This window comes from Waterburya agarophytonicola KI4 (genome assembly GCF_020640915.1).
In the GTDB taxonomy this organism is placed as follows: Bacteria; Cyanobacteriota; Cyanobacteriia; order Cyanobacteriales; family Xenococcaceae; genus Waterburya; species Waterburya agarophytonicola.
The window spans coordinates 1-22852 of sequence record NZ_JADWDC010000039.1; the positions used below are offsets into that span (position 1 = coordinate 1).

General features: G+C 39.1%; 26 protein-coding genes. 8 read left to right on the forward strand and 18 right to left on the reverse strand.

Going from position 1 to position 22852, the window contains the following annotated elements; all coding sequences use genetic code 11:
* Nucleotides 1-248: 248 nt before the first annotated feature.
* Nucleotides 249-680 carry a response regulator gene (locus I4641_RS14855; protein ID WP_229641325.1) on the forward strand — a complete coding sequence of 144 codons (432 nt, stop codon included), beginning with the start codon at nucleotides 249-251 and terminating at the stop codon, nucleotides 678-680.
* On the opposite strand, the gene I4641_RS14860 is transcribed toward I4641_RS14855, so the two are convergent.
* Together I4641_RS14860 and I4641_RS14865 are read right to left on the reverse strand one after the other, a co-directional pair.
* Nucleotides 649-1023 carry a Na-translocating system protein MpsC family protein gene (locus tag I4641_RS14860; protein ID WP_229641326.1) on the reverse strand — a complete coding sequence of 125 codons (375 nt, stop codon included), beginning with the start codon at nucleotides 1021-1023 and terminating at the stop codon, nucleotides 649-651. The genes I4641_RS14855 and I4641_RS14860 overlap by 32 nt on opposite strands.
* Before the next feature lie 107 nt (nucleotides 1024-1130).
* On the reverse strand, nucleotides 1131-1535 hold the full coding sequence (locus I4641_RS14865) for a Na-translocating system protein MpsC family protein (protein WP_229641327.1): 405 nt from the start codon (nucleotides 1533-1535) through the stop codon (nucleotides 1131-1133).
* A 409-nt stretch (nucleotides 1536-1944) separates the two neighbouring features.
* Between I4641_RS14865 and psb35 the strand changes: the two genes are divergently transcribed.
* Together psb35 and I4641_RS14875 are read left to right on the forward strand one after the other, a co-directional pair.
* On the forward strand, nucleotides 1945-2127 hold the full coding sequence (gene psb35 / locus I4641_RS14870; protein ID WP_229641328.1) for a photosystem II assembly protein Psb35: 183 nt from the start codon (nucleotides 1945-1947) through the stop codon (nucleotides 2125-2127).
* A 59-nt stretch (nucleotides 2128-2186) separates the two neighbouring features.
* The gene (locus I4641_RS14875; protein WP_229641329.1) at nucleotides 2187-2468 is read left to right on the forward strand and encodes a hypothetical protein; all 282 of its coding nucleotides are present in this window, start codon (nucleotides 2187-2189) and stop codon (nucleotides 2466-2468) included.
* A gap of 113 nt (nucleotides 2469-2581) precedes the next feature.
* Here I4641_RS14875 and I4641_RS14880 read toward each other — a convergent pair whose 3' ends face one another.
* The 3 genes from I4641_RS14880 to I4641_RS14890 are packed head-to-tail and all read right to left on the reverse strand — an operon-like array spanning nucleotide 2582 to nucleotide 4261.
* Entirely contained in the window at nucleotides 2582-3019 is a 438-nt protein-coding gene (locus I4641_RS14880) for a nucleoside deaminase (protein WP_369426805.1), read from the reverse strand.
* A 26-nt stretch (nucleotides 3020-3045) separates the two neighbouring features.
* Nucleotides 3046-3666 (reverse strand): DedA family protein, encoded by a 621-nt coding sequence (locus I4641_RS14885; protein ID WP_229641331.1) that lies wholly within the window; start codon nucleotides 3664-3666, stop codon nucleotides 3046-3048.
* 40 nt (nucleotides 3667-3706) lie between these two features.
* Nucleotides 3707-4261, reverse strand: a complete 555-nt coding sequence (locus I4641_RS14890) for a hypothetical protein (protein WP_229641332.1) — start codon at nucleotides 4259-4261, stop codon at nucleotides 3707-3709.
* A gap of 20 nt (nucleotides 4262-4281) precedes the next feature.
* On the opposite strand from I4641_RS14890, the gene I4641_RS24435 reads away from it, so the two are divergent.
* Nucleotides 4282-4842, forward strand: a complete 561-nt coding sequence (locus tag I4641_RS24435; RefSeq protein ID WP_229641333.1) for a DUF2288 domain-containing protein — start codon at nucleotides 4282-4284, stop codon at nucleotides 4840-4842.
* Nucleotides 4843-4869: 27 nt separating this feature from the next.
* On the opposite strand, the gene I4641_RS14900 is transcribed toward I4641_RS24435, so the two are convergent.
* From I4641_RS14900 to I4641_RS14910, 3 genes are all read right to left on the reverse strand, one after another.
* On the reverse strand, nucleotides 4870-5292 hold the full coding sequence (locus I4641_RS14900) for a hypothetical protein (protein WP_229641334.1): 423 nt from the start codon (nucleotides 5290-5292) through the stop codon (nucleotides 4870-4872).
* 158 nt (nucleotides 5293-5450) lie between these two features.
* Nucleotides 5451-6749: a dihydrolipoamide acetyltransferase family protein gene (locus I4641_RS14905; protein WP_229641335.1), complete on the reverse strand. Its 1299-nt coding sequence runs from the start codon at nucleotides 6747-6749 to the stop codon at nucleotides 5451-5453.
* Nucleotides 6750-7083: 334 nt separating this feature from the next.
* Nucleotides 7084-8328, reverse strand: coding sequence for an FAD-dependent hydroxylase (locus tag I4641_RS14910; protein WP_229641336.1), 1245 nt, complete (start codon nucleotides 8326-8328; stop codon nucleotides 7084-7086).
* 129 nt (nucleotides 8329-8457) lie between these two features.
* Between I4641_RS14910 and I4641_RS14915 the strand changes: the two genes are divergently transcribed.
* Nucleotides 8458-9819 (forward strand): cytochrome c biogenesis protein, encoded by a 1362-nt coding sequence (locus I4641_RS14915; protein ID WP_229641337.1) that lies wholly within the window; start codon nucleotides 8458-8460, stop codon nucleotides 9817-9819.
* A 5-nt stretch (nucleotides 9820-9824) separates the two neighbouring features.
* The gene (locus tag I4641_RS14920; RefSeq protein WP_229641338.1) at nucleotides 9825-11021 is read left to right on the forward strand and encodes an urease accessory protein UreH domain-containing protein; all 1197 of its coding nucleotides are present in this window, start codon (nucleotides 9825-9827) and stop codon (nucleotides 11019-11021) included.
* 61 nt (nucleotides 11022-11082) lie between these two features.
* Here I4641_RS14920 and grxD read toward each other — a convergent pair whose 3' ends face one another.
* The 6 genes from grxD to I4641_RS14950 form a co-directional block, all read right to left on the reverse strand.
* Nucleotides 11083-11406 (reverse strand): Grx4 family monothiol glutaredoxin, encoded by a 324-nt coding sequence (grxD, locus tag I4641_RS14925; protein ID WP_229641339.1) that lies wholly within the window; start codon nucleotides 11404-11406, stop codon nucleotides 11083-11085.
* A 94-nt stretch (nucleotides 11407-11500) separates the two neighbouring features.
* Nucleotides 11501-11752: a BolA family protein gene (locus tag I4641_RS14930; RefSeq protein ID WP_369426804.1), complete on the reverse strand. Its 252-nt coding sequence runs from the start codon at nucleotides 11750-11752 to the stop codon at nucleotides 11501-11503.
* Between the two features lie 90 nt (nucleotides 11753-11842).
* Nucleotides 11843-12541: a tetratricopeptide repeat protein gene (locus I4641_RS14935; RefSeq protein ID WP_229641340.1), complete on the reverse strand. Its 699-nt coding sequence runs from the start codon at nucleotides 12539-12541 to the stop codon at nucleotides 11843-11845.
* A gap of 77 nt (nucleotides 12542-12618) precedes the next feature.
* A complete protein-coding gene (locus I4641_RS14940) occupies nucleotides 12619-13689 on the reverse strand; it encodes a hybrid sensor histidine kinase/response regulator (RefSeq protein ID WP_229641341.1) in 1071 nt (356 codons plus the stop codon).
* 50 nt (nucleotides 13690-13739) lie between these two features.
* Nucleotides 13740-15032 carry an ATP-binding response regulator gene (locus I4641_RS14945; RefSeq protein ID WP_229641342.1) on the reverse strand — a complete coding sequence of 431 codons (1293 nt, stop codon included), beginning with the start codon at nucleotides 15030-15032 and terminating at the stop codon, nucleotides 13740-13742.
* A gap of 17 nt (nucleotides 15033-15049) precedes the next feature.
* A complete protein-coding gene (locus I4641_RS14950) occupies nucleotides 15050-15481 on the reverse strand; it encodes a response regulator (RefSeq protein ID WP_229641343.1) in 432 nt (143 codons plus the stop codon).
* A gap of 260 nt (nucleotides 15482-15741) precedes the next feature.
* Between I4641_RS14950 and I4641_RS14955 the strand changes: the two genes are divergently transcribed.
* Entirely contained in the window at nucleotides 15742-16497 is a 756-nt protein-coding gene (locus I4641_RS14955; protein WP_229641344.1) for a nucleotidyltransferase domain-containing protein, read from the forward strand.
* Between the two features lie 49 nt (nucleotides 16498-16546).
* On the opposite strand, the gene pstB is transcribed toward I4641_RS14955, so the two are convergent.
* From pstB to I4641_RS14975, 4 genes are all read right to left on the reverse strand, one after another.
* Nucleotides 16547-17338, reverse strand: a complete 792-nt coding sequence (gene pstB, locus I4641_RS14960) for a phosphate ABC transporter ATP-binding protein PstB (RefSeq protein ID WP_229641345.1) — start codon at nucleotides 17336-17338, stop codon at nucleotides 16547-16549.
* Complete coding sequence (pstA, locus tag I4641_RS14965; protein ID WP_229641346.1) at nucleotides 17332-18255, reverse strand: phosphate ABC transporter permease PstA; 924 nt, start codon at nucleotides 18253-18255, stop codon at nucleotides 17332-17334. The genes pstB and pstA overlap by 7 nt, the downstream gene beginning before the upstream one ends.
* Before the next feature lie 83 nt (nucleotides 18256-18338).
* Nucleotides 18339-19268, reverse strand: coding sequence for a phosphate ABC transporter permease subunit PstC (gene pstC / locus I4641_RS14970; RefSeq protein ID WP_229641347.1), 930 nt, complete (start codon nucleotides 19266-19268; stop codon nucleotides 18339-18341).
* Nucleotides 19269-19349: 81 nt separating this feature from the next.
* A complete protein-coding gene (locus tag I4641_RS14975; protein WP_229641348.1) occupies nucleotides 19350-20321 on the reverse strand; it encodes a PstS family phosphate ABC transporter substrate-binding protein in 972 nt (323 codons plus the stop codon).
* A gap of 272 nt (nucleotides 20322-20593) precedes the next feature.
* Here I4641_RS14975 and dnaB point away from each other — a divergent pair, with 272 nt between their 5' ends.
* Nucleotides 20594-22843 (forward strand): replicative DNA helicase, encoded by a 2250-nt coding sequence (gene dnaB, locus I4641_RS14980; RefSeq protein ID WP_229641349.1) that lies wholly within the window; start codon nucleotides 20594-20596, stop codon nucleotides 22841-22843.
* Nucleotides 22844-22852: the final 9 nt, after the last annotated feature.

Genomic DNA, 22852 nt, shown 5'->3' on the forward strand with positions numbered 1-22852 from the left:
CCGCAAGGGGGTAGTATGTCTATTACCCCTATTTAATGATTAGAGGGAATGTTGAGGATTTGTTTATTGACTTATTATTATATAATTGAAAAATTCTATTGATTTAACTAGAATTTTTCTTTCTAATAATTTACAAAGAAAATATTTACTTATATTAAAGGAATAAGCCAATCCTATTCGGGTGCTTTTATGCCACTATGAGGAATGCTTTAGATCGTCTTTTCATCAAGGATCTATAGGGCTACTGTATGATGACATTTGATAAGCCAAGCGAATATTATCAAGATTTATCAAGGTTAAGAAAAATTCCTCTAGTATTAGTAGTAGATGACGACCCCGATAATTTGTTTTTTATCGCTTGCATAATTGATGCTCTTAACTTGAAATGTATTTGCGCTCAAACAGGCGGGAGTGCCATAGAATTGGCAATAAACCATCAGCCAGATCTTATTTTGTTGGATATGGTAATGCCTGAAATCGATGGTATGGAAATTACTCGTCGGCTCAAAAACAACTCATTTAGCTATAATATTCCCATTTTGGCAGTGACAGGGTTGACCTTTCCCAAACACAAAGAGGCCATGAAAAAAGCAGGATGCGATGACTACATTTCTAAACCTTGCTCCATTGACGAACTAGAACTCAAGATTAGCTATTTTTTGAATCTTTGTTTGATTTGAATTCTAAAATGGCGATCGCTCCTGAGATATTGTTTTCAATCGTAGTATCACTCAGAAAATCGGTCACTTCAACATTCATTACTTCCTCAATAATATTTTTAATTTGAGGATTAATCGCTTCATCAATTACCCTTCTAACTTGTTGAGCTAGATGCAAGCGATCGTTATTTTTAAGCAGTTTTTCTGGGGGAGTTATCGCCCCTTCTAAAATTACGATCAAAGTGCGATCAAATAGCTTATAAGAAATATTATCTAGTTGATGTTCTAACCGATCTCGATATATATTTTTGATTTCCTCAGACAGTAGATATTCAACTTTATTAAATTTATTTTTATTGCTCATTTTTATTGTAAAAGACTAAGAGAAGAAATTAACTTATCCAAAAAATAACTAGGAAGCAGCAATTGAGCCTTTCAAGCTCATTCATTTTTTTTGATTATAGTTAAGCCCTACTCATTTATTTTTTTGAGTTTTGAAGTTTTTTCTGGACTGAGTATTTCTGGATCTTTGTTTAAGATCAGAATCATTCCAGTGCGTCCTGTTTCTAATGTTGCATCGCTTAGTATATCTATCACCTCAACTTTAACAATTTCTTCAATTAATTGTTTCAATTCTGGCTGAATAGCATTATCTAAATTAGAGCGAACTTTTTGAGCTAGATCTTCTTTCCCCTTATCTAGCAATATTTGCTCGGCACTAGTAATTGAATCTTCAATAATTATTGCCACTTTACCACTAAAAAGTTGGCAAGTAACCTTAGAAGGTTGATGCCCCAAATGGGAACGATAAAATGCTTGAACTTTTTGAGAAAGTTCTCTTTCTAATTGTCCGCGAGTAACTAAATTATCTGTCATTGTTGCTATGCTAAAAATCTAAACTATTATTCATAAGCTGAGTTAAACCTTTGACTTTTCTCTCACGGGCGGACTCAAGTCACAAAGCAAGGGTGTAAATTTTCTAGTTTGATTCGATAAAGTTTTGCTAAAGTATATCGAGATACATCGATCGCCAGTACGATCAAAGCAATTAATAAATCTCTTCAATTTTTTAAAACAAACATCTTGCAAAAAAGAAAATATCAACTGTTATTTATTATCTGCTAACCATACCGATAAAATTAGTTTATTTGTCTCTGTCAAAAGGTATAAGTACTTGACTTATCTATCTTTAGATTGAGTTCTCAATCTATACAGAGAATGATGCGTAACTAAAGTTGATCGCGATAGTGTTGTAAATAAGCTAAAAGAAAAGGAAAAAAAATTTATGAATACTTTATTACAAGTCGCCACTAACGAACCCCACTTCCCTTTCGCAGCAACAGCAGTCCTTGGTTTGGGTTTTGTCGCCGCAGTTACTATTGGTTCGATCGCCTGGTATAATTCCAAACGCCCTGCGGGTTGGGAAGGAAAAGAGCGTCCTGATATTGTTCCCAATGTTGATAAGTAAGAATTACATTTTACTTTAGATTGGAATCGCTAACTTATTAATATATTAAAGGTAAAAACATGGAAAACAAAAATCCCAATGATGCTAACTACGATCGCGGTATAACTTCAGCCGAAACTGCTGCCAGAATGGAAAGAGAAGGGGAAAATTTCAAGGAAAATCTTGAAGATGGTCAAACAGTAGACAGAGAAGGATTGGCAAATAACTACGCAGTCGAGCCTGAAATGTATTATGAAGAGCCAGGCGATCGACAAGAAATTAAGGAAGCAGAAAAAGCCGAACGTGCCGAAGAATTGAAAGATGTCAATACTCCTGGTGGTAAAGGTGTAGGCATAATTTAGAGTCTGATTAGTTTGCGATCTACTAAATAGATCGAGACTTTCTAAAAATTAAAGAAAATACTTGAGCTTCAAAATATTGGATTTTGAAGCTATATTTTTTTTTATTTATAGTTTCAAAGCTGCCTAAATAACTCCAAACATTCATCAGCTAAAATGCCACCAATGACTTCTATATTTTGAAAGCCTTTTTCTACCACAGTTTTACAAGGTATGTCTATTTGTTTTGTTCCCAAATCAATCAATTGTTTGGTAGATGCACCAAAAACTATCTGAGATACTCCTGCCCAGACACAAGCAGCAGCGCACATAGGACAAGGTTCGCAGGTAGTATATAGGGTATAACCTTTTAAAGTTTCTAACGAATAACCATATTTTTTCGTAAACTGTCGCAAAACATTTATTTCTCCATGTGCTGCAACATCGTTATTCGTCTGGGTGGTATTGTACCCACGAATTATAACTTCATTATCTTTGACAATTACAGCACCGTAGGGTAGATCGCCTTTTTGGGCTTCCAACAATGCTTCTTTCATAAAGTATTGGTGATTCATCATTTTTACAAGTTATTAGTTGTTAGTTACAAAATTTTTTTATTTCTGGAAGATTTTCTTTTTCTTTTGATTATCCAATAGATAGCAATAGAAATAATACTTATTAATACCATAATAGAAATTGGTTTGAGATATATTCCCACTCGTTCGTAGTTAGCACCAAATATATAACCAGCCCCAGTCAGTAAGCTAACCCAAAAAACGCTACCTATAGTTGAATAAAATAAGAAAGGACCTAAAGGCATTTTACTAATACCTGCGGGTAAAGAAATATAAGTACGAATACCAGGTACTAGACGACCAATTCCTGTAGCTATGTAGCCTCGGCGATCAAACCAATCTCTGGCTTTTTCAACATCTTCCCCAGAAAGAGTTAGCCATTTCCCATAGCGTTCTGCAATTCTTTTAGTTCGTTTTAAACCCCAAAATTTACCTAAAAAATACCAGGGAATTGCTCCTACAACAGAGCCTATAGTTCCAGCAATAACTACTAGAAAAAAATTCATTTTTCCTTGAGTTACAGTAAAGCCCGCTAGAGGCATAATCAACTCAGAAGGAATGGGAGGAATTATATTTTCTAATGCCATCAACAAGGCAATGCCAATATAGCCGAGAGAATTAATAGTATTAACAATAGATTCCAGCATTATTATTTATTGATAGTTATTTAATTATTCATTTGACCGATCAAAAACCAGTCAAACTATGGTCGCCAGGAGCATTATAAACATTCCAATTATCGATTTGATTATTCAATAAAATAGCTTTTGCACCATTGATTTCTGCTTCTGTACCTTCAACTAAAACTACATAACTACCTTTCGATAAAAGCTCGTGATAATATACTGCTTGTTCTTCGGGTATTCCCCAACCAATCAAAGCACCAATTAAACTACCCCCCGCAGCACCAATACCACTGCCCAAAAGAGCATTTCCCAGCAACACGGCAGCTTCTGTGGCGATGCCAACACCAGGAATAGCCAGAACGCTTAGACTACCAATCAAACCGAGTATACCACCTGTCGTTCCACCCAAAACTGCTCCTGTGGACAAACCCTCCTTGGCTCTTGATTCGCTAGATTGAACTTCAACATCAGCTAGATCATCGCTTTCTGGATTTTGAGCGATCGCAGATATTCTGTCCATATCAAATCCAGCGTCTTTAAGCTCTATTAATGCCATTTCTGCATCCTGGCGAGTAGGAAATGTACCAACAGCGCGTCTAAGATTATTATCTGTCATGGAAAATATCGATTTTTTGATTGCACCTTTTATTTTCCGACAGTTTATTTAAAAATACATCCCACTATGGATGTAAAAAGGATCTAAAAAGCAATCATCAATATTTTCTTGGAGTCATTCAGCCTCCTTGTCTGTCTTCCCCCCAATCATCTTTTTCGATCTTTTTATTTAACAAAGAAATACCTAAAGCGATCGCCGTAACTCTCAAAAATCACCCTGTAGTTAACGCTAGCTATACTGCTGATGCAATTAGCTATAATTCGGAAATTAACGTTGCTGTGGCTGTAGCAATGCCCGATTTACAAGAAAAACTAAGCAAAGATATTGCAGACATCTCTTGGCAAGAATTATTACCCCATGCAAAACGAGATGCAATAATAATAGTAGAACCAGGGTTGGATTTATCTGAGGTAGCAGTAGCGATCGCCCAAGACAATACTGCTTCCGTTCAAAATTGGATTGCCAACAAATCCATCGCCAAACCAACAGCAGATCGATTGAGTCAGTGGAATGATAATCCGCAAACACAATTTATAGCCTTAATCGTACAACCCTTTGTCGTAGTGCAAGAGTCTCACTAAATATTAGTTAAATCTTTAGTGAGACTCTTAAATCTGGTTGCGTTGCAATCCCATCTTAATCCAGTCGATACAATTGTCCGCACTATCAAATACCTTTGGTGCTGCGATATTGACTAGCTTTCGGGGAGAATAATGATCGTAAAAACATTTACCTGCTTCTTCATGAAGGATAATCAGGTTGTTGCGATAAGTATAACGGCGATCGAAATAGCCCGATCCTTCTAGGGTGAACTGACGATCTAAATGTTGTTTGGCGATCGCAATAATCTTAGGTAACTTAGAAGAATAAGATTGGGCAGGATTTTTGGCTTGATGTAGGTGGCTAGTGTAGCCTTGTTCTGATAGCAGAGAATAAGAATAGATATCATCGCCATCAATGCAGCCAGAAACAAAAGGAATAATCAAACATTCCTGGTAAGTTACAGATTTTTCGTATAGAAACCGATTCATGCCCTGCTATCGCTTGTGTGAGAGATGGTCATAGTTTGTCGGTAGTTAGTTTGCCGACATCTAGAAAATATCCTACCACTGTAAGGCAAAGTATTGGATTACCTCGCCTTACATAACTTAAAAAAATCGACCAATTCCTTCGATAAAGCAGGTATTAATTAGAGTGTTAAAGATTGAGCGTTAGTTTCAATCAAAAGTGCCAAATCTTTGAGGAAAGCAGCAGCTTGTGCGCCATAAATAATCCGATGATCGGAAGTAATATTAACCTTCATTTGACGTTTAACTCCCATCATGCCAGAATCATCGGCAACTAATTGAGGCTTAGAGCCACCCACTGCCAAGATAGAGCCTTGTCCTTGGGGTAAAATAGCATCAAAATTATCTACACCAAACATACCCAAGTTAGAAAGAGTAAAAGTACCAGTGCTGTATTCTTCAGGCTTGAGTTGCTTCGATCTAGAGCGATTGACCAAATCTTTCCAACTGCGAGATAGAGAATAAATATCCATGCTATCGGCATTACGCAATACAGGGGTAATTAAGCCTCCATCGGGCATTGCTACAGCCACAGCAACGTTAATTTCCGAATTATAGCTAATTGCATCAGCAGTATAGCTAGCGTTAACTACAGGGTGATTTTTGAGAGTTACGGCGATCGCTTTAGCTAACAAAGCTGTCATCGTCACGCCTTTGGGCTTAATTTGCTTGTAGAGTTTGTCTAAGGAATCAGTAGTAATGGTATAAGCTACGTGGAAAGTTGGCACTTGCAAACTTGCCATCATGTTTTGTACCACTGCTTTTTGCAGAGTATTGAGGGGTACAGTTTCTCCAGGAGTAACACTGATAGGTGCGGTTGCAGGGGTAGCAATAGGAGTAATTGTGGGTGTAGGAGTAGAAGCAATTGAAGCAGTCATGGGAGTGGCGACAGGAGCAGTTACTGCCTTACCCGATGCTTGTTCTACGTCTCCCGCAGTAATACGTCCATAAGGGCCACTTCCTTGAAGAGATTTCAAGTCAACACCTAATTGTTTGGCTAGTTTTTTCGCTCTGGGAGAAGCAATAGTTCTACCCGATCCGTTACTGCTAGCCTTAGTAGTGCTTGCTGTGGTTGCTGCCACTGCTGCGGGGGCAGTAACTGCTACGGGGGCTACTTCTTGAGGTTTGCTTGCACCTCCTTTAAGAGATTCTGCTTGTTTTTTCGCTTCGTCAATTTCTGCTTCGGTTTCTGCTATCAAGGCGATCGCACTACCCACAGGAGCTTCTTCTCCCGCTTCGACCATAATAACTGCCAGATACCCTTCGTTAAATGATTCTACATCCATGTCGGCTTTGTCCGACTCTACCACTAAAACCGTTTCCCCTTTCTCTACTTTGTCCCCAGGAGATTTAGTCCACTCTACAATCTTACCTTCGGTCATGGTGGAACTGAGGGCGGGCATAAAAATATCGTGAATCATGGTATGCGATCTTTTCTCTTGTAGTTAGTTACGTATAATTAGGGCGTGTCATCAATTAGATAAAAAGTACTTTTTTCGACCTTTCAACGACCTAGTTCGTCAAAAAATAACCTCCGTAGCTCTGCTATGCAGAACATTTTTTTCCTTCTATATCGTTAAAATGCCTTCAAAAGCATCATTCTCTCCAATTGATGATACGCCCTAGAATTCAAGGAAATTTTAGAGTAGCATTTCCTCTCTCAGAGCCATATTTTTGCCCCGATTACAATCTAAGATGATAGCATTTATCGGTCTTGGATGATTTAAGTAGGCGATCGCTTTTCTCGACTCGGTTCTATCGTTGTGCTAGTTTAGGAGTTCTACCTAGCAATCCTGTCATTAGTTTGAGGGCGAATATTTTGAGTGGTTTGAGATAGCTCATCATCCACAATCCCAGACGACGCAGGGCAACTACAGGCAACCAATTATTAGAAAAAATTCGGTCTAACAAATCAGTAAACCCTAAAATGGCTAGATTTTCAATTTTGCGCCAGGCTTCATAACCCTTGAGTACTTTAAGGGAGCCGATATCTTGCCCTTTTTGTTGGGCGGTTTGCAATATTTGAGCCAGACTAGCTGCATCGCGAATACCTAAGTTCAACCCTTGTCCCCCAACGGGGTGGCAACAATGGGCTGCGTCACCAATTAGAGCCAAACGGGGTTTAATATAGCGATCGCACTGCATTAATTGCACAGGAAATACCATTCTTTGGCTGACTAATTCTAAATCTCCCAGGCTTCCTCCCGTATAGGTTTGTAGTTTAGCTAAAAATTCAGATTCATCCAATTCAGCCAGGGCTTTTGCTTCTGCGTGGGGGTGAGTCCAAACAATCTGACAGCGATTTCCTGGTAAGGGTAAAACTCCCATGGGGCCGCTAGGCCAAAAACGTTCAAAAGCAGTATCATTCTCCAAAGCAGTATGTTTGATGGTAAAAGCCACGCAAGACTGCCAATACTTCCAACCCCTTGTCTTAATCCCAGCAAGATGGCGAATGTGCGATCGCGCTCCATCTGCGCCAATTACTAATTTGGTCTTAATTAACCGCTGTTGCCCATTAACCTTTACTTCCACCGTAGAGCTAGCTTTTTCTGTAGTTACATTAGTGACTTCGACTGGGCAAAGCCAATTAATATTGTCACAATCTGTCAAGTGGTTCTGTAAAATAGTTAAGACTATGTTGTGTTGTGCCACATAGCCTAAATGTTCTCCTGGCAAGTCTTGATTGTCGAACTTTACCTGCTGAGAATAATCCGCATCGGACAAGCTAATATTACTGTATTTACCAATATGGGGAAATATCCGATCCCAGATGCCGATACCCTCGTAAATACGGCTGGATAAAGGAGAAAAAGCATAAGCTTGAGTTTTAGCTGCTGCTACTTCTAGGGGGCGGGCTTCAATAATGATAATGTTTAAATCAGAATTTTTTAGTGCTGCTGCTAAAGTCGCACCGACAATACCACCACCAACTATTACTAAATCACAATCAAGATTCAAAGATTGGCTGGAATTAACTTCTGGTTGCTGCTTAACTAACATTAGAGAGATTTTATAACAGGAATTATATATGGGTATATATACTATCTCTATCATTGTGACGCGATCGACATTTTCGAGCAAGGTTTGGGTTCGATAAGTAGCTCAACTTTTATTTTTAATCAAAACAAAATGAATTCATCTTTAACACCAAAATCTTTGTTTCGCCGTTTTATTAGTATTCTGGCTAATTTAAAGTTAGCGATCGCTTTATTACTGGCGATCGCTGTGATTAGTATTACAGGTACGGTAATCGAACAGGCAGAAACTCTAACTTTTTATCAACAAAACTATCCCGAATCTCCTGCTCTCTACGGTTTTTTAACTTGGAAAGTTATTGTCGCCTGGGGGTTCAACCATGTCTATAGTACTTGGTGGTATCTTTCGCTCTTGATTCTCTTTGGATCGAGTTTGACAGCCTGCACTTTTACTCGTCAACTACCAGCATTAAAAGCTGCTCGTAAATGGAAATACTATCAAAAACCCAAACAGTTTGAAAAGCTAGCTCTCAGTGCAGAATTAGAACGAGGTTCGATAAAATCTCTGGTCGATTTATTAAAACAGAAAAAATATAAAGTATGGCAACAGGATAACGCTTTATATGCCCGCAAGGGAATTATCGGTAGAATTGGGCCAATTGTCGTTCATCTTGGGATGCTAATTGTCTTAGTCGGGGGAATGTGGGGCATTTTTACAGGATTTTTTGCCCAAGAAATGATTGCTAGTGGCAACACTTTCAAAATTCAAAACATTATCGAATCAGGCCCTTTCTCAAGCCCTCAAATACCCGATGATTGGTCGGTTAAGGTCAATCGCTTTTGGATTGATTACACCAATAATGGCGATATCGATCAGTTTTATTCCGATCTTTCCGTAATAGATGATGGAGGTGCAGAATTAAAACGAGAAACTATTTATGTCAATCATCCCCTGCGTTATGATGGCGTAACTCTCTATCAAACCAACTGGAGTATTGCTGCGGTGCGGGTACAGTTAAACAATAGTCCTGTATTTCAAATCCCCGTAGCCAAATTAGATACTTTGAATGCAGGAAATATTTGGGGTACTTGGATTCCCACTAAGCCCGACATGAGTTCTGGGGTGTCGATGTTGATCAAGGATTTACAGGGTACGGCTTTAATATATAACCAACAGGGTGAATTGACTAGTGCGATTCGGATCTCTCAAAGCGTAGAAATTGATGGCATCAAGATTAAATTACTAGATATCATTGGTAGTACGGGTTTGCAAATCAAAGCCGATCCTGGCGTACCCATTGTGTACACGGGTTTTGCTTTATTAATGATTGGAGTGGTGATGAGCTATTTTTCCCATTCTCAAGTATGGGCATTAGAACAAAATAACAGTTTCTATTTTGGTGCAAAAACCAATCGCGCCCAAGTAAGCTTTGAAAGAGAAATGCTAGGAGTTATTGAAGATTTATCAGCCAGAGAATCTACCAATATCGCCGAACCCAGTACCTCTTTAGTATAAAAATAGTGTTAGATTTACTGCTAATTGTAGCTTTGGGATTTTTGGGCAGCTTTGGTCATTGTATTGGGATGTGTAGCCCTTTGACCATCGCTTTTGCCCTATCTCAACAAGACAAAAACCCAGAAGAATTTAATGGGTGGCGGTTTCATCTATTGCTCAATCTCGGCAGAATTATTAGTTATGGCTTAGTCGGGGCTGCTTTGGGGGGCTTAGGCTCTGCTTTTGTCGCTAGCGGTCAATTAGCTGGCATAGGTAGCAGTTTGAGGCAATTTATGGCAATTTTTACTGGAATATTGCTAATCTGGTTTGGTATCGGACAAATTAAACCCAACTGGCTACCTCGCTTGCCTTTCCTCAATCCTTTACAAGGTATGGTTCACAATCGATTGAGTTCGGGTATGAATCGACTGGCATCGAAGCAACAATGGTGGACGCCAGCATTACTAGGGAGCATTTGGGGCTTGATTCCCTGTGGCTTTTTATACGCAGCACAATTGAAAGCAGTAGAAACAGGGGAATTATTTGGCGGTGCGATAACTATGCTTGGTTTTGGTTTGGGGACAGCACCAATGATGCTAGGGGTAGGAGTGTCTGCTTCTAAGATTAGTGCGGACAGACGGGGTCAATTATTTCGTTTGGGAGGATGGGTAACATTAACCATTGGTATCCTAACCCTGTGGCGAACAGATGCGATGGTGGACTATACAGGACATGGTGGATTGATTCTGTTGATGTTGGCTTTAATTGCTCGCCCGTTAAGTATCGTATGGGCTGCACCCTTGCAATATCGCCGTGCCATTGGAGTAGGTGCGTTTGCTCTATCTTTGGCTCATACCGCTCATATGCTAGACCATTCCTTAAACTGGAATCTAGACGCGATCGCCTTTATGTTACCCCAGCATCGTTTGGGGATCTCAGGGGGTATTTTAAGCTTATTTTTGCTGTTTCCTGCTGCCCTCACCAGTAGCGATCGCGCGATGAAAAATCTCGGTCAACGCTGGCGCAAAATCCATCTTTTAACTGTACCTGCTTTAATTTTTGGGATTGGTCATGTCGTTCTTTCTGGAACTCACTATTTAGGAGATTTGGAGTTGAGTTTTGAAAGTAAATTGAGGACGGGTTTAATTATTTTATTGGGTGTTATTGTTTTGGCAATGCGATCGTTCAATACTTCTAAAATTAAGCATGGTGGGCATAAGTAAAGATTCTTATTTCTTAAGATGCCCACCCTACTGTTTAATCTATATTAATCCTATCGGGATTTTAAGAAGCCATTGCCACTTCTACCATTTGTTGCAATTCACCACTTTGATAGAGTTCGATCGCAATATCCGAACCACCGACAAACTCTCCATCAATATAGATTTGGGGTATTGTTGGCCAATTGGAATATTCTTTAATGCCTTGACGAATTTCAGGATCGGCTAAAATATCTAGGGTTTCAAAGGGTACGCCAAGAGTGTTGAGAATTTGTACCACATTGTTAGAAAAACCACATTGGGGCATTAATTTTGACCCTTTCATGAATACCATGATTTTGTTTTCTTGGAGTAAGCTTTCGATTCTTGCTTTTACTTCGGGTGTCATAATCTTTGTTTGCCTAATTTTGCTAAATTTACTTAGGAATATAATCAATCTAAATTTTACTAAACATCAAATGTTTAATGTTCGATCGCAAATCTCATGCAGTTTGACCAGTAGCTTGCCATGCTTCGGGGGTAAAAGTCTTGAGAGATAGAGCGTGGATGGTTTCTGATGCCAGCTCATCTTGCAATACACCATAGACCATTTGATGCTGCTTGACTTTGTTTTTTCCCGCAAAATCTGGAGAAACGATTATTGCTTCAAAATGCTGTCCGTCGCCAACAACCTTGACTTCCGCATTGGCTAAACGCTCTTGAATTATTGTTTGTACTTGTTCGGGACTAATCACGATCTGTTCTGTTTGACTGACTAAAAGTTAATAATGAGTATGAATTACTATTGTTACTCAAATCCTAACTGCTTTGAACAACAAAATACCTTATGGTTGAGAATCTCCAGGAATAGGTGCAGAATCTGGCACTTGTGGGATGGGAGTTACGGGAGCATTAGGATCTGTTGGTGGCGTTTGGGGTGCAGGATTATTAGACGGCTCATTAGAAGCTGGGGGTAAATTAACAGGAGGATTATCACCTTTACCTGGAGGAGTAAAGGGAACATCGACAAAGCCGATCTCTAATAGCTGCTCGTAAGCTTTTTTACCCAAACCACTACCAGGACTTTGAGAGGTAACAATTTGTACCAGTAGAGGAATAGATAGTTCGGGTTTATCTTGAGCGCGATGGACTAATGCTAGTTGATAAGTTGCATTATCTCTTTCGATACCTGTTTCCAGAGCTTTTTTACGGTGAGATTCCGCAGCACCATTATCTAAACCCGTAAAACTGTTAAATAGTTGGAGATAAAAATTAGATAGTTGATTATATACTTGTCGCGCGCTTTGCAATTTCTCCGCTGCAAGATCGTATTGTTGATTGTCAACAGCTTTATCTGCTTCGTCCATCAATCTCTTACCTCCTTCAATACTAAAAATACTACTTGTTGAAGGTTGGGCTGTTGTCGAAGCTTCTGATTCGGTTGTTTCTTGGGCATTGATCGAAATAACAGGGAAGCTGAATAAAAATAAACTCAGGAATAATAAGTAACGCACAGTAGAGTTAAAAATATTTAGTTTGGGCATAAGCTCTATTTGATTGAGTTGTTTTGCTATTTATACAACAAAACTATTAAGCTTCGGGTATCTTATCACTAGGATTATTACTTGACTAGCTTGGGCATAGATAGGGTAAACGTTGTACCGTGATTTAACTTTGATTTGACCCTGATTTCACCCTGATGGGCGTTAATAATTTGCTGACAGAGATATAATCCTAAGCCTTTCCCCGCTCGTCTATGATTGCCTTGATGATATCTTTGAAAGATTGCCTGGCGATCTTGTTCGGATATACCGATACCCGAATCTTCAACGGTAACTAATACTCGATCTTCAGTTTGAGTTAGAGAAATCTTCACCGTACCTTGATCGGTGAATTTAATGGCATTGCTGAGTAAATTAGTAATCACTCGACGCAATTCCAAGTGATCGCCTTTTATCGATACATTGTCTGATAAAATGGCTAATTCTAGACTAATTTTCTTATCTATTGCCAAACCTTGAAGCTCAGTAACTACATCTTCGATCAGTTTTTGCAGATCCACGGCAATAAAACTGAGAGCTTTTTCTCCTAGTTCGTATTGATGGGTTTCTAAGAGGGTGTTGAGCATTTCCAACATATTGTCGTTGCTACTGATGATATTAGAAATTGCTTCTTTTTGTTCTAAATTAATCTCGCCAAAAACTTCCTGGTTCATTAAATCTAGCATTCTGTTGGCAGCTACCAAAGGAGTACGCAGATCGTGAGTCAGGCAAGATACAAAGTTTTCTCTTTGGTCGATGGTTTCCTTGAGACGTAACATTGATCGCACTCTAGCTTGTAATTCCTCTAGTTGAAATGGTTTGCGGACAAATTCATCTGCTCCTGCATCTAAACCTTCTACTACGCTAGATTCTTCTCTGGCGGTAACTAAAAGAATTGGAATAAAGGGAATGTTGCGGTCGTTTCTAACACGGCGAGTAACTTCATAACCGTCCATCCCAGGCATCATCACGTCCAACAAAATTAGGTTGGGGGGACTTTGCTTGATATATCTTAAAGCTGTTGCTCCATTATCGGCTAGAACGACCTCGTGACCTTCTTGTTCTAGTGCTAATTGAACTAGCAACAAATTGTCGGGAATGTCATCTACTACGAGAATATAATCTTTTTTTACTTGGAGGGAAACAGACATTATTTAAGACAAAAAAATTTGTATAGTATATTTGTATGTTAAATAACTAATCATACGCTACTATTTTGGAGTCTCACATCTTTCCTGCGAGGGATTTGTATCGTAAAAATCGAACCGTGATTCAAACGACTCTCTACTGAGATTGTTCCCCCCATTATTTTGACCAAAGAGTCTGTAATTGCCAAACCCAAACCCGTACCTGAATGCTGGCGAGTGAAACTTTGATCTACCTGTCGGAATGCTTGAAAAATTTTACTCAGATCTTCGGTAGCAATTCCAATTCCAGTATCCTCGATCGCGATCGCAATTTGGTTGGCATCTAGTTCCCAAGCTTGAAGTTTTACTGTTCCTTTATCGGTGAATTTAATCCCATTAGAAATCAAATTAATTAAGCTTCGCTTTAGTAAATTAGAGTCTTGAATTATGAAATGCTCTGTTAAATTGATTTCCGCAGTTAAATTAATTTCTTTTTGTATTGCCAAAGATTTTAATTCTTCTACAGTAGTAGCAATGAGATAGTTTAGATTGAATGGTTGAGGATTATAATCTAGTTTCCCCGCTTCGATTTTAGAAAAATCTAACATTTCGTTAATCATATCCAACAGGTTTTTACTGTTATTTAAAATCCGCTGAATCAAATTTTCTTGCTGACTCGAAAGAGGATCGGGATATTGACGCAATAGCAGTTGAGAAAAGCCCATAATTGCATTCATGGGAGTCCGTAATTCGTGGGACATGGTGGCTAAGAACTCGGACTTAAGTTTATAAGATTCTTGCAGTTTGATATTTTGGGTTTTGATGTGCGCCTGTTGTTTTTCTAATTCTTGGTTTTTTAAGAAAAGCAATTCATTACTAGCGCGGAGTCTTTTATTGGCTAACTTTACCGCTTCTTCTGCTTGATGTATGCGAATAGCACTATCGATCGCTTTGACTAAAATACTAGGTTCGATCTTAGCTTTCGATAAGTAATCTGCTGCTCCCGCTTTCATAATTTCTACGGCGATCTCTTCGTCTCCTTGTCCCGTGAGAACTATCAACGGTACATTGAAATTGAGAGCTTTGATTCTGGCAATTAAACTCAAACCATCAATATCTGGCAAACGATAATCGAGCAGTGCTAAATCAAAAGTAGTGGAATCAAGACCGACATTGGAATGCTTAGTCGATAAATTATCAATTAGGGGTTTGGTCTTGGTTTGAATTATAGCAAGAGCTTCTTCCCCGTTGCTGGCTTCCGTCAACTGAACGGGAAAACGCACTTTTCGAAAGGCGCGTTTGACAGTCATGCGATCGACTTCATCATCATCGACTAATAATATAGAAAACTGCTTTGGACTACTCATTATTTAATATTCGTTCTCTAAGGCATTTCGCATAAAGTCCAGTACTTGTTAAGAGCGACCATCACTTCGGCAAAGTTCATGAAAGTTACAGGTTTGAGTATATATCCTGCCACGTTTAAATTGTAAGCTTCAATTCGATCTTTGTCTTCATCAGAAGTGGTCAGGACAATTACAGGAGTACGCTTTAACTCATCATCGTCCCTAAGTTTGCTAAGAAATTCTAAGCCATTCATTTTAGGCATATTTAGATCCAGCAAAACTAGCCGACGACATTCGGGTACTTGGGGGGGGCGTCCGTCTGACGATCGCAACATATTTAAGGCTTCGATGCCGTTTCCCGCCACAAACAGAGGATTGCCGATCTTATATTTTTTGAATGCTCGTTTGACATTCATCACGTCAACTTCATCGTCTTCGACCAACAAAATATTAATCACTTTTTCTGCCATAGTTAAAAACTTAGATCGATGAGTTCAATCAATAAAAATAAGGTTAAACATATTTGGACTCACTAAGATCATTTTAACTTGCCCTTATCTTGGGTTTATCCGCTAAAAGTTAGACAAAATCCGCAGAAATAGTTAAATAAGTTAATCTATATAGTCATTATGTTCAACTCCAGATATGGCGATCTTACCTTGCTCGCGATCGCTATACTTAAAACATTAGTACCAAAAAATATCTCAATAGTAGAAGCGATCGCATTTCCATGATTGATCAACAATTAGTATCAGAAGTAATCGAATCTCAACCTTTCCCACTATTATTTTTAACTATTAGTGGCGCGCACTTATATGGTTTTCCTTCCCACGACTCTGATTATGATTTGCGGGGAATTCATGTATTACCCCCACAAAAAATACTGGGTTTGTATCCAGTACGAGAAACTATTGAAATATCGGAAGTTGAAGCAGGTTTAGAAATAGATTTGGTGACTCACGATATTAAAAAGTTTTTTACCTTGTTACTCACAAGAAATGGCTATGTTTTAGAGCAATTATATTCTCCATTAATTATCAAAACTACTCCAGAACATCGTCAACTAAGAGCGATCGCTTCTAACTGCATTACTCGCAATCATTACTATCACTATCAAGGATTTGCTAAAAATCAATGGCAATTATTTACTAAAAAAAATGTATATGAAGTTAAACCTCTGCTTTATATTTATCGAGTATTGTTAACAGGTATTAATTTAATGAATACGGGAAGAATTGAAGCTAATCTCGTTGATTTAAACCAAGAATTTAATTTATCTCATATCAACGATCTGATCGAGCTAAAAAAAGCAGAATCAGAAAAAGCAATTTTTCAAAATACCGATTTAACATTTCATCAGCAAGAATATCAGAGATTGCAAGGCGAATTAGAAACAGCATTTAACAATAGCCATCTACCAGAAACCTCGTCAGCTAAACCAGAATTGAATAATTTATTATTAGAGATTAGAAAATATTCTCGATAAAACTTCTTGTTCTGAAAAAACAAATAATCGAACTTAATTTGTGGTGAAATCACCCAATTCTGCCACTAATATAGTCTTCAGTTTGTTGATTTAGTGGTTTGTTAAAAACATCTTTAGTCCTGCCAAACTCAATCAACTCTCCCAGATACATAAATGCGGTGTGGTCGGAAATACGAGCAGCCTGTTGCATACTGTGAGTTACTATCAAAATAGTCACCCTGTCTTTGAGAGTAGACATAAGTTCCTCGATGCTAGCTGTGGCAATGGGATCTAGTGCCGAGGTAGGTTCGTCAAACAAAACAATTTCAGGATCGGCAACCAAAGCACGGGCAATACATAAACGCTGCTGTTGTCCCCCTGAAAGGTTGTAAGCAGATTCATTTAAACGATCTTTTACCTCGTCCCATAATGCCGAAACCCTCAAGGCATCTTCTATTTTTTCATCCATCAAACGACGATTATTTTCACCCCGTACTCGCAAACCATAGGCTACATTTTCGTAGATAGATTTAGGAAAAGGATTTGGTCGTTGAAACACCATGCTAATCCTCATCCGAACCTCAATGGGATCGACCTTGCGTCCGAGAATATTGGTATCTTTATCTAACCAAATAGAACCTTCGTAACGATTTCCTGGGTAGAGATCGTGCATCCGATTAAAACAGCGCAAGAAGGTCGTTTTACCACAGCCAGAAGGTCCAATTAAAGCCGTAACGCTGTGTTCGGGGAGGGTCATATTAATCCCTTTGAGGGCATGGAAAGAACCATAATAAAAATCTAGATCTGCGACTTCCGCTTTAGGAATGGAAGTAATTTGTTCGTGTGAATTGTTGATTACCATTTGATATCTTTACGTAGTTGATAGCGGAGAAAAATTGCGATCGCATTAATGCCCAGAGTCATACCAATCAATACCGTACCCGCAGCAGCAGCATTGATTTCAAAAGCAGCTTGGGGGCGAGATACCCAGTTAAACATCTGAATGGGCATCACTGTGAAAGGGGCTTGCAACCATTCAAAAGAAAGAAAGGGAAATTCGCTTTTAAAAGGAGATTTGGGTAGAAAGGCAATAAAAGTCAAAGCACCAATTGTGATAATTGGTGCAGTTTCGCCAATTGCTCTAGATAAACCAATAATTACCCCAGTAAGGATACTACCGAAAGAATAGGGCAGAATATGATCCCAGATTGTTTGCCATTTACTCGCACCCAAGGCATAAGAAGCCTCTCGCAAGCTATTGGGAATAGCACGAATTGATTCTCTAGTAGTGACAATAACCACAGGAAGAATCAGCAATGCCAAAGTTAAGCCAGCAGACAAAATACTTTGTCCCAAACGTAATTCGTAAACAAACAAGCCTAATGCTAGCAAACCATAAATAATTGAGGGTACGCCAGCTAAGTTAGTGACGTTAATTTCAATTAGATCTGCTAACCAGTTTTTCTTGGCATATTCCTCCAGATAAATTCCCGAAGCCACTCCTAAAGGAATTGCAGCCATTGCAGTTACTAGCATTACCAGACAAGTCCCGACCCATGCGGAGAGAATTCCCGCCCTAGAAGCACGACGACTAGGAAAAGAAGTAAAAAATTCAGGAGTGATTCTTTCTGCACCTTGAAACGCCATTTTAAGAGTCAATCCCAGCAAAATAATTATGGCGATCGCAATGATTGTCGCTCCCAAAAAGGCAAATCCAGAGTTGATTAGTTTACGGCGATTAAGATTTGTCCGTAGTTTTCTAAGATTAGTTGTGGGCATTAATAATAAATAATAAAGAAGAAGAAAAAAACTAATAGCTACGAAACGAGTAACTTACAACGTGCTAATTCATACCCGACAATTTAATATATTTCGCGGTATGTCTTGGCTAAAAAGTGACCGATGATATTGAGTAACAAAGTCATCAAAACCAATGTTAAACCCGCAGCAAAAATAGTTTGATAGGCAATAGTGCCGTGGGGTAAGTCTCCCAAACTCACCTGAACGATAAACGCGGTGATAGTTGCAGCTTGGTCAAAAGGATTCCAGGTCAAATTAGGTCGCAACCCTGCTGCGATCGCTACGATCATTGTCTCACCCACTGCGCGAGATGTACCCAATATATAAGAGGAACTAATCCCCGAAATTGCAGCGGAGAAAACCACTTTTAAAGCAGTTTGTAATTTGGTCGCACCCATGGCATAAGAACCTTCCCGCAAGCCTACAGGTACGGCACTCATAGCATCTTCACTAATAGAACTTATAAAAGGAATAATCATCAATCCCATCACCAAACCCGCAGCTAAAATATTAAATCCTGGTAGTTTGGGAAAAAAGTTTTGTAAAAAAGGAGTTACATATAAAAGAGCAAAATAACCGTATACCACTGTAGGAATGGCAGCCAATAACTCTAGGGCTGGCTTGGCTATTTCTCGCACTCTTTTGGTAGCAAATTCGCTGAGATAGATAGCTGCAATTGTTCCCATCGGAATGGCTACCGCCAAAGCAACCCCCGCACTCATCAAAGTCCCTGACAGTAGGGGGAGAATACCGTATTGAGGATTGACAAACAAAGGAGTCCATTTTGTTCCTGTCAAGAAATCAACGATCGGAACTTCTTGGAAAAATAAAAATGACTCTTTAATAAGAATATATAAAATAGCTACCGTCGTGGCTACCGACGAAAAAGCAGCTAAAAATAAAATAAATTCAATAACCTTTTCTTTAACTTGTCGCGCTAACTTAGGTTTATATATCTGCCTCGATCTAGATTTTAAAGTTGTTTGAGCCATAAAGTTTGAGCTATAAAACAGTAGATGGGCATAGCAGTGCTACGCCCTTTTTAGGTGCTAAATTTTTGAGAAAATTACTTCTTATTTAGCAGCAGTCGTACCAGTTTCTCCATTTTGGAAACGAGCAATTCCCTCTTGATATTCTTCAGGAGTTAAAGGCACAGAACCAACTTCAGGTACTAGACCTTCAGCGTTAGTTAAATAAAATTCAACAAATTCGGCAACTTCAGGTTTCTCGGCTGCTTGGGCGTTAACGTAGATGTAGATAGGACGAGATAAAGGTGCATAAGAACCATCGCGCACGGTTTCTACAGAAGGAACTACGGCACCTTCTCCAGCATCAATTGCGATCGCTTTTAACTTGTCTTGATTTTCTTCGTAGTAAGAATAACCAAAGTATCCTAAGGCATTAGGGTCGCTCGATACACCTTGTACCAATACGTTATCGTCTTCGCTAGGAGTATAGTCAGTACGAGAAGCACCTTCATCTCCATTGATTTTGTCAGTGAAACCATCAAAAGTACCAGAGTCAGCACCAGGACCATACAAAACAAACTCTGCATCGGGCCATTCGGGGTTTACTTGACTCCAGTTAGTGATTTCTCCCTCTGATTCAGGGTCCCAGATTTGAGCTAGCTCTTCTACAGTCATGCTTTCGATCGGATTTTCAGGGTTAGCCACAACTGTAATTGCATCATAAGCTACGGGAATCTCAATGTATTCCACACCAGCAGCTTCGCACATTGCCATTTCTTCTTCCTTGATCGGACGAGAAGCATCAGAAATATCTGTACGGACGGCTTCGTCTTCGGAACAGAATTTTTTGAATCCGCCACCAGTACCAGATACACCAACAGTTACCTGAGTTGCACCTTTGTTTTCGATTTGATATTCTTCGGCTACAGCTTCAGTAATGGGATATACGGTACTAGAACCGTCAATTTTAATAATAGAACCACTTTGAGATTTAACGGCGGGTACTACTAAAGCTACAGAAGCAGCAGCAATAGCCAATATACCTGCTGTTTTAAATCCTTTTTGCTTATAATTCATTGATTTCAATACTTAATTAATTTTGAATTATGTGTAATCTTTATTCGGAAGCTAAATGCCACCTCCGAAATATTACTGGTATACAATTAGCACTAAGTAAAAACACGGTTAAGTTCTGGTTATGTAAATGTAAATTTTTTGACAATGCTCATCCCAACAGTTAGAGCAATTGGGACAAGTAGGCAGATTATTTTTTTTAAAAATTTCTTAAATTCAGTCTGCTAAGTAGAATATTTGTTCTATATTTAAGCTGTAAGAATGCAAAGTGGCGCATGGCAGAAATTAACAACCTACCTCCAGCAAGTATCGAAGCGGAGGAAGCAATCTTGGGCGGTATCTTATTCGACCCCGAAGCAATCACCAGAGTAGCGGAATTAGTGGTTAAAGATGGCTTTTATGTCAAAGCGCATCAAGAGATATATCAGGCTGCATTAGCTCTTAACACTAAAGGAAAACCCACAGATTTTATTTCGATCAGCACTTATTTGAGCGATCGCGATTTACTCGAACGGGTAGGCGGTACAGCAAAGTTGGCCCAGTTACTCAATCGTACTGTGTCGGCGGTCAACATCGATCGCTATGCCAAGCTGATTATGGAAAAGTATATCCGTCGTCAGTTAATTGTATCGGGTAATGAAATTGTCGATCTCGGCTACGATAACGCTACGGAATTGGAACTAGTCCTAGATTCTGCCGAACAAAAGATTTTTCGCCTCACTCAAGAACGCCCTCAAGAGGGTTTAGTTCCGATTGCAGAAACTTTGGTTAATACTTTTAATACTATTGAAGAACTGCATCAAGAGACGGCTTTACCAGGTATTCCTACGGGATACTACGATCTAGATGCTATGACTAGCGGTTTTAGTCGTTCTGATTTAATTATTATCGCTGGCAGACCATCAATGGGAAAATGCCTAGCTGCTGATTCTCAATTAGTTTGTCAAGACGGAAGTGTTAAAACGATTGAGGAGATTTATCATACTCAGCAAGATTCTCTTTTGACTCTGCAATCTGATTGGAAGTTTGACTGGACAAAACCATCGGCTTTTATTGATGATGGTATTAAGCCTGTCTATCGAGTAACTACCCGTTTGGGTAGGAAAATTGAGACTACCTTAACTCATCCGTTTTTAACTATTGAAGGTTGGCGTAGTTTGGGAATGTTACGAGTAGGTAATAGAATTGCTGTTCCCCGTAGGATTGAAGTATTTGGGGATGGGGTTATTTCTGAGGCGGAAGTAGAGTCAATTGCCGATGTTGTGGGGAATGGCAAAGCGATCGCCAATGTCGCGCAGAGACGCCAAGACGCAGAGGAGGAAGCAGAGGTTGGGGTTATTCCTCGGCGGGTTTTTAGTCTTAAGCTCAATCTTATTGCTTTATTTCTTAATCGTTTATTTGCTACTGATGGTTGGGGGACTGTTTTGGAAAGCGGACAATGGCAGTTAGGTTATGCCACTGTTAGCGAAAAGCTAGCCAGACAGATACAGCATCTATTATTGAGGTTTGGAGTAATTACGGCTTTAAAAGATCGTGGGGTTAAATATGAAAATGAAAGTAGGCAGGTTTGGCAATTAGATATTATTGATGTTAAGTCGATTAAGAATTTTATTGATCGCATTGGTATTTTTGGCAAAGAAGATGCCATCGAAGCTGTTAAAGAAGCAATTTCAAGCAAAAGAGATCCAGCAAATAAAGAATTGAATCTAGCTAATGAAGTTTACTGGGATGAAATAGTCAGCATCGAATATATTGGCAAACAGCAGGTTTACGACTTAACTATTCCTGAAACTCATAACTTTGTGGCTAATGATATCTGCGTCCACAATACCGCTTTTTCTTTGTGTGTGGCTTCCAATATTGCCAGAGATTCTAAGTTGCCCGTGGCTGTGTTTAGTTTGGAGATGTCGCGAGAACAATTGACTCAAAGACTTCTATCTAGCGAGGCGAAAATACCCAGTAATAGATTGCGATCGGGTAGAATTGCTCAAAATGAGTTCGGACAGTTGATTAGTGGAGTAGAAAGCTTGTCAGCATTGCCCATCTATATCGACGATACTGCTAACTTGACCGTCATGCAAATGCGATCGCAAGTACGTCGACTACAAGCACAAACTAAAGATCCTTTAGGTTTAGTGATGATCGATTATCTGCAACTAATGGAAGGAGGAGACAATGACAACCGCGTGCAGCAGTTATCTAAAATGACGCGCAGTTTAAAAGGTTTAGCTAGGGAATTAAATGTTCCTATAGTAGCTTTGTCTCAGTTGAGTCGAGGAGTAGAACAAAGAACCAATAAACGCCCTATGCTGTCAGATTTAAGAGAAAGTGGCAGTATAGAACAAGATGCGGATTTAGTAATGATGATTTATCGAGACGAATACTATAACCCCGATACACCAGATCGAGGGATTACCGAGGTTAGTATTGTTAAACACCGTAATGGTCCTGTAGGGACAATTAAATTATTATTTAATGCGGAATTAACTAAGTTTGAAAGTTTGGCAAAACCTGGTGGATATTAAAAATTTAAA